This is a genomic window from Chloroflexus sp. (assembly GCF_034432675.1).
Classification (GTDB): Bacteria; Chloroflexota; Chloroflexia; order Chloroflexales; family Chloroflexaceae; genus Chloroflexus.
Genome location: NZ_DAOUBI010000002.1, coordinates 1 through 16,254, shown reverse-complemented (window position 1 = coordinate 16,254; position 16,254 = coordinate 1). Strand labels below are relative to the sequence as shown.

General features: G+C 56.4%; 13 protein-coding genes and 1 tRNA gene. 2 read left to right on the top strand and 12 right to left on the bottom strand.

Annotation, left to right across the window (positions count from 1 at the left end; genetic code table 11):
- Positions 1 to 3: 3 nt before the first annotated feature.
- The 11 genes from VAE55_RS00560 to VAE55_RS00510 all read right to left on the bottom strand — a co-directional run bounded on the left by VAE55_RS00560 (position 4) and on the right by VAE55_RS00510 (position 14,242).
- Positions 4 to 1,293, bottom strand: a complete 1,290-nt coding sequence (locus VAE55_RS00560; protein ID WP_322813880.1) for an ArgE/DapE family deacylase — start codon at positions 1,291 to 1,293, stop codon at positions 4 to 6.
- A 65-nt stretch (positions 1,294 to 1,358) separates the two neighbouring features.
- Entirely contained in the window at positions 1,359 to 2,426 is a 1,068-nt protein-coding gene (locus VAE55_RS00555; RefSeq protein WP_322813879.1) for a dipeptidase, read from the bottom strand.
- A gap of 10 nt (positions 2,427 to 2,436) precedes the next feature.
- Complete coding sequence (locus tag VAE55_RS00550; protein ID WP_322813878.1) at positions 2,437 to 3,459, bottom strand: NAD(P)/FAD-dependent oxidoreductase; 1,023 nt, start codon at positions 3,457 to 3,459, stop codon at positions 2,437 to 2,439.
- An 18-nt stretch (positions 3,460 to 3,477) separates the two neighbouring features.
- The gene (locus VAE55_RS00545) at positions 3,478 to 4,749 is read right to left on the bottom strand and encodes a pitrilysin family protein (RefSeq protein WP_322813877.1); all 1,272 of its coding nucleotides are present in this window, start codon (positions 4,747 to 4,749) and stop codon (positions 3,478 to 3,480) included.
- A gap of 29 nt (positions 4,750 to 4,778) precedes the next feature.
- Positions 4,779 to 6,278: a GAF domain-containing protein gene (locus tag VAE55_RS00540; RefSeq protein ID WP_322813876.1), complete on the bottom strand. Its 1,500-nt coding sequence runs from the start codon at positions 6,276 to 6,278 to the stop codon at positions 4,779 to 4,781.
- A gap of 384 nt (positions 6,279 to 6,662) precedes the next feature.
- On the bottom strand, positions 6,663 to 7,319 hold the full coding sequence (locus tag VAE55_RS00535) for a dienelactone hydrolase family protein (protein ID WP_322813875.1): 657 nt from the start codon (positions 7,317 to 7,319) through the stop codon (positions 6,663 to 6,665).
- A 256-nt stretch (positions 7,320 to 7,575) separates the two neighbouring features.
- On the bottom strand, positions 7,576 to 8,286 hold the full coding sequence (locus VAE55_RS00530) for a response regulator transcription factor (RefSeq protein WP_322813874.1): 711 nt from the start codon (positions 8,284 to 8,286) through the stop codon (positions 7,576 to 7,578).
- 125 nt (positions 8,287 to 8,411) lie between these two features.
- Positions 8,412 to 9,437 (bottom strand): sensor histidine kinase, encoded by a 1,026-nt coding sequence (locus tag VAE55_RS00525; protein WP_322813873.1) that lies wholly within the window; start codon positions 9,435 to 9,437, stop codon positions 8,412 to 8,414.
- A 122-nt stretch (positions 9,438 to 9,559) separates the two neighbouring features.
- Entirely contained in the window at positions 9,560 to 11,449 is a 1,890-nt protein-coding gene (locus VAE55_RS00520) for a S9 family peptidase (RefSeq protein WP_322813872.1), read from the bottom strand.
- Positions 11,450 to 12,173: 724 nt separating this feature from the next.
- Positions 12,174 to 13,688 carry a ComEC/Rec2 family competence protein gene (locus tag VAE55_RS00515; RefSeq protein WP_322813871.1) on the bottom strand — a complete coding sequence of 505 codons (1,515 nt, stop codon included), beginning with the start codon at positions 13,686 to 13,688 and terminating at the stop codon, positions 12,174 to 12,176.
- Positions 13,689 to 13,771: 83 nt separating this feature from the next.
- Complete coding sequence (locus VAE55_RS00510; RefSeq protein WP_322813870.1) at positions 13,772 to 14,242, bottom strand: MarR family winged helix-turn-helix transcriptional regulator; 471 nt, start codon at positions 14,240 to 14,242, stop codon at positions 13,772 to 13,774.
- Positions 14,243 to 14,403: 161 nt separating this feature from the next.
- On the opposite strand from VAE55_RS00510, the gene cfa reads away from it, so the two are divergent.
- Complete coding sequence (gene cfa, locus VAE55_RS00505) at positions 14,404 to 15,588, top strand: cyclopropane fatty acyl phospholipid synthase (RefSeq protein ID WP_322813869.1); 1,185 nt, start codon at positions 14,404 to 14,406, stop codon at positions 15,586 to 15,588.
- A gap of 46 nt (positions 15,589 to 15,634) precedes the next feature.
- On the opposite strand, the gene VAE55_RS00500 is transcribed toward cfa, so the two are convergent.
- On the bottom strand, positions 15,635 to 16,144 hold the full coding sequence (locus tag VAE55_RS00500) for a GNAT family N-acetyltransferase (RefSeq protein WP_416181152.1): 510 nt from the start codon (positions 16,142 to 16,144) through the stop codon (positions 15,635 to 15,637).
- Between the two features lie 34 nt (positions 16,145 to 16,178).
- On the opposite strand from VAE55_RS00500, the gene VAE55_RS00495 reads away from it, so the two are divergent.
- A tRNA-Met gene (locus VAE55_RS00495) sits at positions 16,179 to 16,253 on the top strand.
- Position 16,254: the final 1 nt, after the last annotated feature.

Genomic DNA, 16,254 nt, shown 5'->3' with positions numbered 1-16,254 from the left:
CAACTATTCCTCATCGTAACCGCAGAAGCGAAGGGCAGTGAGGGCCAGGACGCGAGTGGCTGTCTGTAAATCGGCGATGGCAACCGACTCGTTCGGTCGGTGGGCATCGCGGACATCACCCGGCCCGTAGAGAACGGTAGGAATACCGCCAACATTGACCAGTAGCCGCATATCGGCGCCGTAGGTCATGCCTTCAAATGTGGCAGGTGTGCCCCGCACCGCCTGATCACAGGAGGCAAGGGTTTGGACAACAGGTGAGTCCATGGGCGTACTGGCCGGATCAAACCGCCCACCCCACCATTCCAGCGTTGGCGGATGATCGCGCAGCCAGGGGTCTTGGGCCGCAGCGGCGGCTATCGTCTGCTCCAGCTCGGCGCGTGCAACAGCCGGGTCTTCGCCGACCCCAATTCCATAACGACCTTCGGCGACCAGTTGCTCGGCTTCGGAAGAGGCCCATTCGCCTGCCCGCACCACACCGATACAGATAGCGTTGGGGGTACGATAGCGCGAGAAGAGACCGCTGCTGTCGGCTGTGCGCAAGCGTTCGTTGCGAGCACGTTCGAGCGCGATGATGGCCTGGTGTAGCGGTGCAAATTTTTCAATTGCACTGACACCCTCTTCACGCACGCAGCCGTGCGCCGCCGCTCCATACACCGTTAAGCGGAAATTGTGTGCACCGGCCTGAGCTGGTGCAACTTTCAATTCTGTTGGCTCGGCCACAATCGCGGCATCGGCAGTATGACCGCGCAGAATGGCTGCCAGTGTGCCGAGACCGCCATCTTCTTCGCCGATCACACTCTGGATCACGAGACGGCCACGGAGCCGGACACCCGCAGCCGCAATGGCCCGGGCGGCAAAGATGGCACAACACAGCCCTCCCTTCATATCCAGTGCACCGCGCCCGTAGACCCGGCCATTGACGATAGTCGCCTGCCACGGATCACTATGCCACAGGCGGAGGTCACCAGCCGGCACAACGTCAACATGGCCGTTGAAGATAAGACTGCGTCCACCACGATCCTCACCCAGAATTCCGACGACACCGAGCGCTCGCTCACGCGGTACTTCCCAACTGCAATCAGGATGAGCGTACAGAAGGGGCAGATCGATCTCCCACCGATCAATCGTCATTGATTGGGATTGTAGCAACGCAGCGACGGCCTCTTGGGCTTCATTTTCAGCCGTAGTGCCATCGAGGCTGGGGATACTGACCAGTTCGGCCAGTGCCTTCAATAAGCCATCGTCGTCGATAACGCTGAGCACTCGTTGCTCAATCGGATGCAGGTGTTGCATAGCGGGAATGTACTCTCCTTAGCTGTGATAGTCTGGAATTGATGTCTGTTCACGATGTGATCACGTTATGCGCCCCAGGTCAACCGCAATACGCGCAACCAGTTTTCGTAGGCCAGCTTGCGTAGTTCTGCCGGTGTAAAGCCGGCATCGGCCAGCGCTTGCAAGAGTACCGGTAAACCGCTTACGTCGCGAATAGCCTGCGGGATCAAGGCACCGTCGAAATCTGAACCAAAACCTACCCGATCAATACCCAGGCGTTCAACCAGATACTGCACATGCCGCACCATAATCGAAACCGGCGTATCAGCATCACGGTGCCCGTCAGGGCGCAAAAACGTGACGGCAAAATTCAGTCCGACCATGCCATCCGAGTCGCGAATGGCATCGAGCTGCCGATCAGTAAGATTCCGACTACTGGGACAGATAGCATGCGCATTGGAATGCGTAGCCACCAACGGTGCCGTGCTTAGCTGGGCAACGTCCCAAAAACCGGCTTCGTTCAAATGCGAGAGATCGATCAGGATGCGTAGTTGATTGCACGCCTTGACCAGCGCTTTACCGGCATCGGTCAGACCAGGGCCGGTATGGGGTGAAGCAGGAAACGCAAACGGTACGCCGTGACCAAAAATATTGGACCGACTCCAGACCGGTCCCAACGAGCGCAAACCGGACTGATAGAGTACCTCTAGCTCGTCGAGATCAGGGCCAATCGCTTCAGCACCTTCAATATGGAAAACGGCTGCCATAATACCGTTCGTCAGACAGGTATAGATGTCATCAGCAGTACGACAGATGCGAAACTGGCCGTTGGACTCGGCCTCGATGCGGAAGAGGCGTGCGGCCATTGCCATGGTCGTGTGTAAGGCGTAGCTATGTTCGAGTGGTGGTGGCAATGGCATATGATACGGGGGCGAGGGAATGTGATCCGGTAGTGGCCTGAGCGCAAGTGGTGGTGGAACATAGATGGCAAAAAAGCCGCCACCAAACCCGCCAGCCCGTGCACGAGGCAGATCGAGATGACCGTAGGGACTGGCATGAAAGAAATCGCGTTCTTCACCGGGTTTAGGGCGGTAAAGGTCGAGAATAACGTCATTATGTCCGTCGAATACAGGTGGCCAGACCGGAGTTGTCATACAGGTATCCTCACGATAGAATTTGGCGGATGCGCGTCGCAGCGCACCAACCGCTCTCGATAGCGAGATGGACGCGCCCCTGACCGCACAGCATGTCTCCAGCGAGGATGAGACGGTCGTGCTCGCTTAACGGTACCGCCGTGTCTGGAAGTGCATATCGCCAGCGTTGGACATTGATCCACAGCGGTTGATCAACATCACCGATAAGCGCACGGATTGCCGCCAGCGCTTCAACAATTGGTTGGGGGGCATCGGCAGGAGAAAAGGTTCCTTTCTGAAGAGCATCCCAGTGCGTTATAGCCCAGTGGTCGCTCATCTGGGCAATAAGCAGACCGTGATCGGGTGGTGTCCGGTTGGGTTTATCGTGTTCGCAGGCCAGCCAACTGATCGGGTGCTGGCGATCTACGTTGACCAGCGCATACCAGGGCACGAGTGGACGGCGGGGCAACGCCAGCGTGATACTGATCGAACGCCGGTATTGAACGGTCTGGAGTGCCTCGATCAAAGGTTGGACATCAGCGAGATGACTGGTGGCGAGGATGGTGGCTGTCTGGGGGGCCGGAGCAGTCAACAGAACGGCGGCAAAACTACCCAGATCACGACCGTCGTCGGCGAAGAGACGATAGGCGTCGTGCTCACGATGCAAACGGGCCACAGTGGTTTCCAATCGCACCTCGCTACCGGTAGCCAGATACTTTGCCAGCCGGGTAATCCCGCCCGGCCAGGTCCACTTCTGTTCATCGGCGAAGGCCGGATCACCAGGGGCAATCTGGTTCGTACTGGTAAATGTCCAGACTGGGCGATCAACCGTCACGGCATCGCCCGTGGCAGCGATGAGAGCGTGTAACTCAGGCGTAGGTGCTTTCACATACTGAGCACCGTGATCGAAGCAAAAACCGTCGATGCGTCGAGTAGCGGCCCGGCCACCCACACCTCGACTCTTCTCGAAGACGACCGGCACAATCCCGCTTTGATTGGCGACCAGCGCCTGAGCGGCAGCCAGCCCGGCTACACCGGCACCAACAATTGCCACACTCTTCACCGTGCAACCTCACTCTTCCAGCAATATCTGTAAATCGGCCTGATCTTCGTCGCTGTATGGGCCAACAACTGCCAGCCACTGTTGATTGGCAGTGAGTAACCGGCGGGCAGCACGCTGGAGATCGGCTAAACTCAACGCATCAATCTCGGCAATAATCTGTTCAACCGGCGACACCGTTTGATAACGCAGCAGACTGGTAGCGTTGCGCGAGGCAATCGACCAGGTATCTTCGAGCGAGAGTAACAAACTGCCCTTGAGCTGTTCTTTCACGGTTGCCAGCTCTTGCTCTGTAGGGCCGTTTTCGGCCACATCGCGTACTATAGCGCGGGTCATTGCCACTGCGTCACGCAATGCATCCGGCTCCACCCCAGCATAAATAACCCACATACCGGTATCAGAAAATTCGTTGTGATAAGAACCTATGTTGTAGCTGAGGCCGTGTTCTTCACGGATCGTCTGAAACAGGCGCGACGACATACCACCGCCGAGCAGGGCGTCGAGCGCATGCACCGCCCGGCGATCGGGATCGCGGTACGAGACGCCGGGCATGCCAAGACAAAAGTTTCCTTGTTCGATGTCACGTGTGAGCAGGTTGAGTTTGGGCTGGTGCGGTAAGGGTGGTGCAGCAATTGCTGCCGGATGCTGCGCGGCAGGGAGATCGGCAAAGGCACGTTCGATGGCGGGAATGGCCTCTTCGGCAACAATCTTGCCGGCGACCGATACGACCAGATTCCCGGCGTGATACCCCTGAGCGAAAAATCGCAACAGCTCGTGGCGGGCAATGGCGCTGACGGTAGCAATACTCCCGGCAATATCGCGGCCAAACGGATGATCACCCCACATCGTGTGTTGCAACAATTCGTGGACAAGCTCGGTAGGATTATCCTGGATGCCGCGAATCTCTTCGATAATCACTCGTCGCTCTTTTTCTAATTCGGTAGCATCGAAGAGTGGCCGTTGCACCATCTCGCTCAACACGTGCAGTGCTCGTTGGAAATGGATAGCGGCAACTTTCGCATGAAAAACAGTTGTCTCGTAGCCGGTGGAAGCGTTAAGATAACCACCAATCCCCTCAATTGCCAGCGAGATCGCATGGGCAGTTGGATAGGCACCGGCCCCCTTGAAGAGCATATGTTCAATGAAGTGGGCAGCACCGGCCAGTTCTGCCGATTCGTAGCGCGCACCGATGTCGATGAAGCAACCAATTGCAACCGAATGGGTGTGTGGCAGTTCTTCGATTAAAACGCGGATGCCGTTAGGCGTGGTATGCAAGTATGGCATTGTTTACACGTTATCAGATCAGAAAACGATTACTGTTCACGCCGCCAGAATTCCAGCCGTGATGCCGGCTGACCATATGAGGGCAGTATCTCCATGCGTTCGACAATATACGACCGTTCACCTTCGGGAAAGACCTGGCGCAGGCGGAGTCGGCGACGTTCCTTTTGGGTGTCGGCGAGTAATTCGATAGTGGTCGGGGCGGCCCGTTCGAGCATGCGGAGCAGGTGAGCATAGGTTTTGCCGACCAAGTCGCGCGGATGCCGCCCGACGATCTGACTGGCGAAGACCGTATTGGCCGCCACCAGCCGCTCCGTTTCATCAAGCAAGGCAACCCCTTCGGGCAGACTATCAAAAACGATGCGGAGCAAATCGCGTGAGCGCTGCAATTGATTGGTGCGTTCGGCGATCAACCCTTCCAGTAACTGGGTCTGTTCACGCAGACGAGAGACCAGTTGAAGCGTCGCACACACGGTAGCAGCCTGACGGGCAAAGAGTTCCAGCAGTTTCCAGTCTATCGCGGAAGGCTGTGATTGCGCACTGGTATAGCCCAATGCCAGACTCCCAATGGCATTGCCGTCGTGGAGCAAGGGGAGAGCGATGCAGGTCTGATCATCAGTGATAGCTATTGTCACCACACTCTGACTCTCGGTTGTCAGTTGTGCGGCACCACTGGCGGCGGCAACCGGTACATCTAACGACAGATTGGTTGGCGCAATCCATTCGGGCTGACTCTGTGGGGAAGACCGCAGAAAGAGCAGACCCCAGCGGGCAGCGAAAGTTTCAGTCGCGATAGTGTGACAACGAGCGGCTACGTCACCGGGTGAGAGGTTGGCACCAGACGACTGACCGAAATCGAGCAAGGTTAAGATGTGTTGTTGGCGAAGGCGATATTGCTGGTAGAGACGAGCTGCACCGAGGGCAACCCCAAGTTGAGCGGCGATGCTTTCGATCAGGATCAGATCATGGCTGCTAAAGGCGTGCGTTGCCAGACGATAAATAAGCAACACGCCGGCAGTAGCCGCCGATTGATGGATCGGCGTCGCAATCAGGCTGCCGCCACTCTGCAATTCTCGCAAATGAAACCGCTGTGCCTCATTGGCGAGATCAAGCAGCACGATGCTGCTGCCATGACGCAACGCCCAGCCTGCACTTCCGTGTTTGAGCAGTTCGGTGGCACGCTCGTGGGGCAGCAGGCGCGGTGCGCCAAGCGAGACCGTCAGGGCATGGGCAGGCATCTGGTCAGCACCGACAAGGATCGCAGTCGCTTCATCGGCGGGCAGATGGAGCGTGATCGTTTGCAGGGCTTGCTGGAGGAGTGTTGTCGGTTCGAGATCTTCGCGAAATTCAATTCCCAACCGGGTGAGCAAGGCAGTCTGCCGTATCAGCTCTTCCGTCAGCGCGTGAGCAGCCAGCGGCGGGCCAGCCGGGTGTAACTGGCGACGCAATTGAGCATTGGCGTTGCGCAATTCACGAACGTGCGCAACTAGTTCGGCAACTGTCAAAGCGGCGAGATTATCGGCATCCAGCATAGTGTTCTCAAGTGCGTTTTTGCGTTCAGTATTTTAGTATACCACGATCAGGTAGTCTGCTCGTGGTTTGGATAGCGTGCAATACGTTCGCCGTTACCGGAGATGGTATACGGTACGCCCCCACCCCACCCCACCCCCTGCGGGGGCGGGAGCACGCCCACATCCCAACCCGTCTCTGCTGGAGGTTGTAAACAGTCCAGGGTGGGTTTCTCCCATTCCAGAGCGAGGACACGCTGCCGGATAGTATCTCTTCTGCGTTCAGGGTAGCTGTGTTGTACGGTTAGCGTGGGGCAGTATAACTTCCGCAACTACTAGAGCTGGATACGCGCGACAACGAACCCGGTTGACCGCATACGGATGGTGTGGATAGGCGCCGATAGTGGCTTAACGATCATTGCCACGCTCTATGAAATGAAGTGTCCGCTCCCAAGCTAGCCTTGCTGCCGCCGGATTGTATGCCTGCTCGCGATCGGGTTCACAGAACCAGTGTCCGGTGCCACTGTAATGATAGAACGTCACCGGACGGCCAGCCTGCTTGAGGGCATCCTCCAGGCTGTCGATGCTGGCTTGCGGTTCAAATGGGTCATTCGCGGCAAAGTGACCGAGATAGGCCGCCTTTGAGTTACTGAAATCGGCGAGACCGGTGCCATAGAAGAGGACGACGGAACGAATGTATTCTGGGCAAGTAGCGGAAAGATCAAGCGCGTAGTAAGCACCGAGTGAGAAGCCAATCACTGCCAGGCCACGGGTAACTTTGTCGGCTTGTTCGCTAAGAAACCGCGTTGCCTGGACGATCTCGGCCCTGACCTGACGATGGTTGACGTCGAGCGCCTGGGCAAGAGCTTCGGCCTCGGCGATATTGTCGGTAACTTTACCGTGATAAAGGTCTGGGGCGAAGGCTACGAAACCGGCCCCGGCAAGTTGTGTGCAGTACATCTTGATGGTGTCATTTAACCCCCACCAGGCATGCAGCACCAATACGCCAGGTCCGTTTCCGGTGGTTGGGACGGCGAGAAAGCCCTGGGGTTGCGAAACTGTCATGTGGCCTTTCTGGAGTAATTGCAACAGATCACGCTGCGGATGAATGAAACGTGCACGACGACATCCTACTACATATCGTGCACCAATTGGACGGTCTTTCAGCAGAGAACGCTACTTGCCGGCAACGATAAACACCCGTCCTTCCTTTTCAGGTTCGTCTAGGGGCATCTGTAAATCCTGAATTCGGGCAAAATAGACGTTCTTCCAATCGACATCGAGCAGCGCACCAACTCAACGATCAACCCTAGTACCATCATCACTCCTCAGACGATTGCGAATGCCCCATTTTGATCCATCCCTTCTTGATCGCAACAATCACTGCCATCGTGCGATCATTGACCTGGAGTTTGGCAAGGATGGAGGTAATGTGGTTCTTCACCGTCTGACTACTAATGCTTAGTTCGCTGGCGATCTCTTTGTTTGAGAGACCACGGGCAATACAGTCAAGAATTTCGATCTCACGTGATGTAAGCGGCGCAAACAGACTTGCACCGTCCTCTTCATCGGTTGCCGCCAGTTCGCGAAACTGGTGTAGCACCCGTGCAGCGACGTTGGGATGGGCCAGAACAGCGTCATTGATCAGGTAGCGACCGCGCACCACCTCGCGAATCATGTGAACAAGCTCTTCAGGGCTGATGTCTTTTGAGGTGAAGGCTGCTGCGCCAACCTTGATAGCCTGAAAGAGTTGCTCTTCATCTTCGTAAACACTCAACACAATAATGCTGGTACGCGGTTCACGTCGCTTGATGACACGGGCGACTTCCAGACCATTCAAACCGGGCAGATTAATATCAACCAGGACGACATCGGGAAAGAGCCGTTCGGTCAGCTTGATCGCTTCCTGACCGTTCTCGGCTTCCCCTACGACCTCAATATCGTGAGCACTCTCCAGACTCCAGCGAATACCCTGACGGAAGAGCGGATGGTCATCAATGATCAATACTTTTACTTTTGACGGTGCCGTCACACACGACTCCCTAATAATGTTGATCCCTGTTATACACGTACACGGTGTTGCTACCACGCTTGCTGTAATCCGGGTAGCATGCTTCGATGCCTTCTCCATAGTGTAAAACGAAACGAAGTCAAGAATTAACGTGCAGTAGGTAATGGCATTTTCACATAAACCTCGGTTCCCGCACCGTGACGGGTCGTAACTGTCAGTTGCGCACCGATGAGTTCGGCACGCTCGCGCATGCTGGTCAGACCCCAGCTTTCACGGCCAGCCCGTCGGCTTACTTCGCGCAGATCAAATCCTGGACCTTCATCTCGGATGATGAGCTGTAACTGGCCGTTGCGAGCAGTAAGGGTAACCCGTACCGGAGCACCGCGGGCATGTTTGCGGGCATTTTGTAGCGCTTCCTGCACGATGCGGTAGAGCACAATCTCGGCTTCGGCTGGTAGTCGCGGCAGTGGGTCGGCTTCAAAGTGAACGGCATTGCTCACCGTGTCGCGGTAGCGCCGAATATACTCGTGAAGCGCGGCGACCAGTCCTTGCTCTTCGAGTTTACCCGGTCGCAGGTCGGCGATAAAGCTGCGCACCTCACGCAACCCTTCACGCACACTGTCACCCAACTGGCTCAAAATTGAGCCTAACCGGTCGAGGTGTTGTTCCTGAAGCAGGTTCTGACACACCTCTACTCCCATCAGCGCATTTGCCAGTACCTGGGCTGGGCCATCGTGAACTTCACGCGCCAGTCGGATACGTTCTTCTTCACGGCCTTTGATAATCTGAGCACGTAATGCCTGCACCCAGGGATCGGCAGCGACACCTTTGGCATTGCAAGTCAACGTTGTGCTGCTCATCTCAATCTGACGAATGAGCTGATCGAGCTGACGCGTAGCCCGTCGTAATTCGGCTTCGGTAGCTACCGCCGCCGCGTGTTCCGCTCGTACCTGATTAACGCGGGCAGTTGCCGTGACAGTTGACATGCCGCGTTCACGTGCGAATCGTTCCTGGATTACGGCTTCGTCAAGCTGGCGTGAGAGTTGCTGAACGCGCCGCCGCATGTCTTCGTGCTGATGCAGCGCAGCGTGATATAGATCGCGCAGTTCATTTAATTGCGCGGTAACGATAGCTGTGGCACGCTCAAGTAAGGCGGCTGGCTCCGTACTCAAGGCTCTACTCCCACGTCTGATGTATTGATGGTCTAAGTATAGCACGCAACCGGTTCGCAATGAAGAGGAGCGAGATGAGGAAACCGTCATCTCGCTCTGCGGTTGCACAAGAGAGGTGTCAGCTACTGCGCCGGGGTGAATCCCAACACGTTGCCGTAGAAGGCCAGTTCGCGCTCGATTGCGGTGATGATGTTTTCGGCCTTGCGAAAACCGTGTTGTTCGCCGGGGAAGGGGACATATTCGGTGTAGACGCCCCGTGAACGTAATGCCTCGTACATCATTTCCGATTGGGCTGGTGGAACAACCTTATCCTCTAACCCCTGAAAGAAGATCACCGGACTGGTAATTTGATCGGCGTGAGTGAGCGGTGAGCGTGCCTCGTAGAGGTCTGTGCGCTCAGGGTATGGGCCGACCAGGCGGTCGAGATAACGCGACTCGAACTTGTGCGTGTCGCGAGCCAATGCTGCCAGATCGGCCACGCCGAAGTGGCTGGCACCGGCGCGGAAGACCTTGTGGAAGGCGAGTGCGGCCAGTACGGTAAACCCACCGGCACTCCCTCCGGTGATCAGCAGCCGGTTGGGATCAGCCCGCCCGGTGGCAGCGAGAAATTGGGCACCAGCAATACAATCCTCTACATCAACGATCCCCCACGCCCCATCGAGTAGCTCGCGATAAGCGCGACCAAAGCCGGTACTTCCACCATAATTCACATCCAACACCCCAATGCCCCGACTTGTCCAGTACTGGATCGATAGGCGGAGGGTTGGTTGGGCAGCAGCGGTTGGCCCGCCGTGGATCATAACCAGCAGGGGCGGTAATTCGCCTTCTGGCGCGATAAAATCGGGGTTGTGCGGTGGGTAGAAGATGCCGTAAGCAGTGCGACCACCGGCACTCGGAAAGCTGATGACCTCTGGCAGAGATAGATAAGCCGGGTCAACCGGCAATTCACCGCTACGCCGCAGCGGCGACAGCGTCTGATCGCTCAGGTCAAGCAGGAACAGGGTCGTTGGTGTGGTTGGTGAGCTGCCGGTAAATACCACACGCTCACCGGTACCATTGACAATGTTAATCACCGACACCGGCAGATCGATGGGATGGATACCACCATTACGCTCAATGATGACCATATGCCAGCGACTCTGCTGACAATATGTCGCCAGAATCCGTCCATCGGCCAAGGGGACATAGGTGCGCATACCCGGCTGCCAGAGTGGTTGGCCAAATTCGGCATCGAGCGGGTACAGTGGTGTCACATTGCCGGCAAGATCGAGCCGATAAAGGTTCCACCAACCGGTTCGCTCGGCGACGACCAGCACCTGACCGTCGGTCGTCCATTCTGGCTGAAAGCACGAATCGCCGGCACCGCCGGCCAGTTGACGAGCCGAACCGAGACTGCCATCCTCCAAGATCGGAGCAACCCACAGCTCAGCCGCATCCCAGGGCATATTGGGATGGTCCCATGCTAACCAGGCCAGCCAGTTGCCATCGGGACTGAGCCGGGGTGCGGCAACAAAATCACGTCCGGTATGGAGAGAAGTAATTGTGCCACTACTCAGATCAACCGCCACAAGATAGTTCTGGGCTTCGCCGGTACCGCGATGATCTTCGCCAATAGCAATGATGCGGTTGCGTCGGTGATCAACCTGCATCTCGGCAAGGCGTAGCCCACCAGGAGTGCCTACCGCAACCGGCATCTCGCCGGGGCGCTGGCGGTACAGCAGTTGGTCGCGAAATTCGACAAAAAACACCTCGCCCTGATCGACCGTATAGCTGGCTCCGCCATACTCGTGTACCAGTGTGCGTACATTTGTTTCTGGTGGTGTGACATCGCTGACCACACCATCGGCAGTGCGGCGTACCAGAACATTGCGTCCACCCTCCTGAGGACGCCCCTCAATCCAATAGATATCAGAGCCATCAATAGCGGGCCAGTTCAGACTCACTTGTCTAGCGACGAGCATTTCAGCGGAGATTGGCGAGCGCCAACTACCGTAGGGGGCAATCTGGGCCATAATGCACCTCATTTTGCTGTGAATGTTACTTTTCTATCATAACATACTGTGAGGGGTGAGGGAGGAAGTAGGAAATAGGAGATAGGAGGTAGGGTTAGGAGGCGCGTGATCCCAGTAGAGGCCAGCGTGTGCGCACCACGACAGCGCCTGAAAGGTGTGTGGTACACCGGTCCTGATGCCACAGGTATGCGACACGCCCCTACCCTCAACCCCCTCGCTGGGCAATGCATTACCTACAACTGGTATCAACCACGTGTGTATCAGCGGGTATGATCGCCATGGATGCTGTTTTGGGCGACTGGCCCGGTGACAATGCGCAGCTCCAGCCGTGCGGTCACATACTGGATGGGTTGCCTTACACGCACGTCATGTGCGTGTCGCAGGGTTTGGAGTGCGGCAGCCATGCTGCCGCGCCAGCCGTGCTTACAATTCGGCGCATGGCACAACGTTACCTATCCTGGTCACGAGGATACTGGATGTGCTTGTTTCGATCATCGAGTCGGTCAGGAATAAATGCGATACCTGCGTGTAGGCGTGTTGTTGCACCAGGTTCATGCCTGTGTACCAGCGGCCACGGCCAGCACCTGACGGCGGTGGCGAGAATGCCTGCACGCGGGCTGGAAGCCCGCGCCACTGATGAGCGCACCGGAGGCGCGTGCGGGAATGCCTGTGTCGCGTACCTTGAGAGTAGCAACCTCTCATTCCCGTAAGTGTGCAATGAGTATCAGTCCACGGATGATCTGACGGCCTCAGCATTTACCTGCCCATCATCCCGTACCCATCGCCACCAGGAACCGCCAATCACGACATACATAACGATTAATAGCCAGAGAGGAAACGCCGGGAGTCGGACAACGGCCCACGCCGGCTCTGCCAGCAACATCGCAACGCTGTTGATCCAGCTTAGCGGGAGCCAGGCACCCAGCGCCAGCCACTGACCCAACGGTAGCCAGATCAGACCACCGAGAAGAGCACAACCACCGAGTAACATGGCAAAAGGAACAACCGGTACGATCACAATATTGGCCAGCGGAGCGATGAGGGAGAGATTCCCGAAGTGGTAGAGCATCAGCGGCAGGGTCAAGACCTGGGCAGCCAGGGTTGCACCGAGTGCCTCGCGCATCGCATCAACCACCGGATGACATGACCAGCGTATTACACCCAGCCAGTAATCAACCGGCTTACCAAATGCGAACAGACTGGCCGTAGCTAGCGCCGACAACTGGAAGCCTAAATCCCACAGGGTTTGCGGATTGATCAGGGTTAACAGCCAGCATGCAGCCAGCAACAGGCGCCAGGGTTCACTCTGCCGCTCGGCGGTGCGGGCCAAAAGCGCAAGACTCGCCATCATTGCCGCCCGTATAACGGCTGCTGAAGCACCGGTGAAACCGGCATATATCCACATGATTGCCAGACTCAGCCAGAAGGCGGGCCAGGGCGGCAGGCGCAACAATCGGGCCAGGGCTGCCAGCGCTGCTGCGGCAATGCTGAAATTCCAGCCTGAAACAACCAGAATATGCGATGTTCCGGTCGCTGCGAAAGCCGTGCGGGTGGTTTCTGGTAACCCGGCTTGAATACCGAGCAAAATCCCAATTGCCAGCGCTGCCTGGGGTTCGGGTAAGAGGCGCAAGATAATTTGCCGACAATGTTCACGGAACTGACTGATCTGTTTTATCCCCCAATACGTGGCCGGCTTGTCGAGTTGCCGGATCACCGTGGGACGATGCATGAGCACGAAGATATTGCGTCGCGCCAGATAGGCCCGGTAGTCAAATTCCCCTACCCGCTGTGTAGTAGCCGGCCTGATCAGATCTCCTTCCAGCCAGAGCCGGTCGCCTGGATAGTAGGGCGGATAGGGCGGTACCCGCACCAGAACCCGCCCTTCCGTCATAACGAACCGTTCGGAGGTACGGGTATGGGTAGCTTCGAGAACAAGTTGCTGACCCCGATCATCACGGCGGGGTTCCTCTGCTACATAGCCAACCAGAGTGAGACGGTCAGTATCAGCCCAACGCTCAATATGCTGCGGGCCGATCAGCGGTTGAGCAACATGAAAACGAACACCTCCCAACGCGCAGCACAGCACCGAGAGTGCCAGCCAGCGTTGAGCGCTGCGGTCAAACGGTAACCCCACCAGCGCCACGGTAGCCACAATCAGCCACCAGGGCAACGGAACATTGAACGAACCTGCCAAGCCAATCCCGACCAGCCAACCGATTGCGAGTCGAATCAGATTCATCGCTTTGCCTGTTGTCAAAAACGCGGTACTATAAAAGATACCGTTCAGACCCAGGCAAAGGTGCGCACGATGTATGGCAAATATTATGACTCAGCTTCAACAGTCTGCTGGGCGGCCAGATCGGCGGCCAATCCATCACGCAGCTTGAGCAGTAGTTGCGTTAACTGCTCCTGTTCCTGCTCATCGAGCAAGCCCATCCGGCGTTCGACAGCCGCATTGTGCATTGCCAGCGCTTCGGTACGCACTGCGGCTCCGCGTGGCGTCAGGATCAGCCGCTGTGCCCGCCGATCATCAGGATCGGGATTGCGCTTGACCAAACCGTCGCGTTCGAGGCGATCCACCAACCGCGTAATGGTGCTCTTAACACAGAGCAGTTTGGCACCAACATCAGTCAGTCGTTGCCCCTGCTCGAGGTCTAACTGGAGCAACAAATTAAACTCGAGCGGGGTCAAATTGACGTGTGACAATGCCCGCCGGTCACCATCGTCGAGCAGCACGTACACGTCATGGATAAGCTGATGTGGCAAATGTGAACGAGCTTCGTGTTGTTTCATAATAGTAAACCTGCACATGTGCAACCGTTTTCTTTGCAAGCAGTATACTGCTCTTTTGAGGGAGTGACAAGTGTTGAAATAACATTTTAGGTGAATATGCGGCAAGCAAGGTTATGAAGTGTGTTCAATTGTTTTGCAAGGCTCAGACAGGGAGATTACCTATGGCAGAACATGAACTGACTTCAATATCAACGACTCCGCAAACTCCTCGATCAACGAACAACGGACTTCACAAACTGGCACGGTCGTATGCGCTCAAACTGCTTACTGCTGCCGGTATTACGGTCAATGGCACGCAACCGTGGGACATTCAGGTTCACGATGAACGGTTATACCTGCGCTGCCTGCTCCATGGCTCACTGGGGTTGGGCGAAGCGTACATGGACGGCTGGTGGGATTGTGAGGCAATTGACGAGTGTATTCGTCGTCTGTTGCGTGTGCAGGCACCCCAGGCAATCGGCTGGCTGGCACGCATCCCGCTCTGGTTTGACAGTCGGTTTATAAATCGGCAGCGTGGCAAGGGTGCATTCGTGATTGGAGAGCACCACTACGATATTGGCAACGATCTCTACGAGGCGATGCTTGACCGGCGTATGATTTACAGTTGTGCCTACTGGGATAGTGGGGCGCGCACGCTCGATGAAGCACAGGAGGCCAAACTCGACCTGATTGCCCGTAAACTCGACCTGCAGCCGGGGATGCGCGTGCTCGACATTGGCTGTGGTTGGGGAGGTACTGCGCAGTATCTGGCTGAGCGTTATGGGGTACATGTGGTCGGTATCACTGTATCAAAAGAACAGGCTGCGCTGGCGAGTGAACGATGTCGCGGTTTGCCGGTTGAGATCAGGTTGGAAGATTATCGGCAGACTCGCGGAACGTTTGATCGCATCATTTCCGTTGGCATGTTCGAGCATGTTGGCTACCGTAACTACCGCACCTTTATGCAGGTCGTGCGGCACTGTCTGGCCGATGATGGCCTGCTTCTCCTCCACACAATTGGCACCAATGTTGCATACCAGGGCCGTGATGCCTGGATTGAGCGCTACATCTTCCCCAACTCGATGTTGCCCTCGCCACACCTGATCACAGCGGCGTTCGAGGGTCTCTTTGTGCTTGAAGACTGGCATAACTTCGGGATCAACTACGTGAGCACGCTCAAGGCTTGGCACACCAATTTCGAGCGGGCATGGCCACAATTGTCTGCCCGTTACAACGAGCGCTTCTACCGAATGTGGCGTCTCTATCTGCTGATGAGCGCCGGTAGCTTTATGGCACGGGCAAGTCAACTCTGGCAACTGGTACTTTCACCGCGAGGAGTAGCTGGTGGTTACCGTTCGGTGCGGTAGGTGAACGGAAAGAACAACTCGATTGCCGTGGCTGGCAACGCACAGACTACTCACCGTTCGTAGATCTGTCTGCCAGCCACCGCTCCATAAAGACCGTATCGGTGATAGGTGTCGAATAGTACGGTACACAGCGCACAAAACCGAGCGACTCGTAAAGATGAATTGCACTGTGCATTGAAGGGAGGGTATCAAGACGCATATATTCGTAGCCAATGGCAAATGCTTCATTAAGCATATATCTTGTCAGATGTCGCCCTAATCCCAAGTGGCGAAACGCTGGTCGCACATAGAGGCGTTTTAGCTCACAGATGGTATCGCTCAGTGGACGTAGCGCTACGCAGCCGGCTGCGGTCTCATCAACCATAGCCAGCAGCAACCGTCCACGCGGTGGAGCATAAGCCCCAGGAAGACTTGCCAGTTCGGTGTCAAAACCTTGATAGGCTAAGTCGATTGGCAATCCGGCGGCATACTCACGGAAGAGGTCACGAATGAGAGCGAGTTGAGTCGGGGTTTCGGCATGCACAACAACACTTTGTAGCGAAAAACCTCTTGACATTGGCACTCTACCCTGCTATAGTATTAAACACTGACGCGGCGTGGAGCAGTGGCAGCTCGTCGGGCTCATAACCCGAAGGTCGCAGGTTCGAATCCTGCCGCCGCTACCAG